The sequence below is a fragment of the Kitasatospora sp. NPDC098663 genome, from assembly GCF_044760075.1.
GTDB lineage: Bacteria > Actinomycetota > Actinomycetes > Streptomycetales > Streptomycetaceae > Kitasatospora.
The window spans coordinates 1-1,592 of sequence record NZ_JBIWAP010000137.1 but is presented as its reverse complement, the minus strand read 5'-3'; the positions used below and the strand labels follow the sequence as shown (position 1 = coordinate 1,592).

Sequence of the window (1,592 nt, the reverse complement as noted above, 5' to 3'; positions counted from 1 at the left end):
CCCCACTCCTGCCCGTACACATGCCCAGATACGAGCCCGCAGCGACTCCTCAGAGCAACACCAAAGAGATGTGTTGATTATCTGCAAGCCCTAAGCGACTGATCCGAAGGTCGGCGGGCGTCGGTAGCCTCCACGCCCGCCGGTCCTACGACCGCTCCTGGTGCAGCTGATGGCACCTGGCCATCCCGGACGTAGCGGCCTAGGAGATCGCTGAAGATCTTTCAGGTTCTGGCCCCACGTGCTTCTTAGGTTCTAGGGATCGTTGCAACACCCCAGCTCAAGGGGTGCAATGTTCGAGATCCGGGAGAACCGGATGGCGCCGCAGGGCCGCAGGATCCTGGTCCGTGAGCGGGAGGAATACTTCCGGCTCATGGACCAGGGTCTGAGCAGCCAGGAAGCGTGCAGACGCGTCGGGATCAACTCGCGAACCGGCAAGCGGTGGCGCAACGGCCGTAACGCGTCGGGCGGTGAAAAGGCGTATCCGCCGATCCACGCGCCTTTGCCGGAGGACGGGCCGTCCCGGTACCTGCGCGAGGCCGATCGGATCCACATCGCTGACAGGCTGCGCGAGAAGGCCAGCGTCCGGGCGATCGCCGCCGAGCTGGGCCGCAGCCCTTCGACGGTCAGCCGGGAGATCCAGCGCAACCGGCACCCGGGCAACGGCCAGTACCGCCCTCACGCCGCGCAGGCTCGCGCGGATGCCCGCCGGCCCCGACCCAAGCCCGGGAAGATCGGCCGGAACTCCGAGCTGCGGGACTTCATCCAGAACCACCTGGACAAGAAGTGGAGCCCGGAGCAGATCTGCCAGGCTCTGCGGGACAGGTTCCCCGAGCGGCCGGAGATGCACGTGGTCCACGAGACGGTCTACCAGGCCCTCTACGTCCAAGGACGCGGCGAGCTCCGTCGCGAGCTGGCCGCCGCCTTGCGCACTGGGCGCGCTCGCCGCAGGCCTCACCGCCAAGCGGCCTGCCGCCAGCCGCGGTTCGCCACCCCGATGGTCATGATCAGCGAACGTCCAGCCGAGGCCGATGACCGCGCGGTTCCCGGCCACTGGGAGGGTGACCTGATCATCGGCAAGGACGGCGCCTCCGCGATCGGCACCCTGGTCGAGCGCGCCACCCGCTACGTGATGCTCCTCCAACTGCCCCATGGCCGCACCGCCGAACACGTCCGTAACGCCCTGGTGGAGACCGTCCAGACGTTGCCCGGCCACCTGGTGCGCTCGCTGACCTGGGACCAGGGCAGCGAGATGGCCGCCCACGGCTCGTTCACCGTCGCCACCGGCATCCCGGTCTACTTCTGTGACCCGGCCAGTCCCTGGCAGCGCGGCTCGAACGAGAACACGAACGGCCTGCTCCGCCAGTACTTCCCCAAGGGCACCGACCTGGCCGTTCACACCCCCGAGCACCTGGCCGGCGTCGCAGCCGAACTCAACGGCCGCCCACGCAAAACGCTCGGCTGGGAGACCCCAGCCGAGCGCCTGCATAAACTGCTCGCGGCCTAGGAGATCGCTGAAGATCTTTCAGGTTCTGGCCCCACGTGCTTTCGCGTGGGGCCAGACTGTTGCGGGTGCAGGGAGACTGGGCTGGCGA

1 protein-coding gene is annotated in these 1,592 nt (G+C 68.0%); it reads left to right on the top strand.

The genetic code is table 11. The annotated features are described in order from the left end of the window. Nucleotides 1-382: 382 nt before the first annotated feature. On the top strand, nucleotides 383-1,504 hold the full coding sequence (locus ACIQVZ_RS42445) for an IS30 family transposase (protein ID WP_402458549.1): 1,122 nt from the start codon (nucleotides 383-385) through the stop codon (nucleotides 1,502-1,504). Nucleotides 1,505-1,592 lie beyond the last annotated feature (88 nt).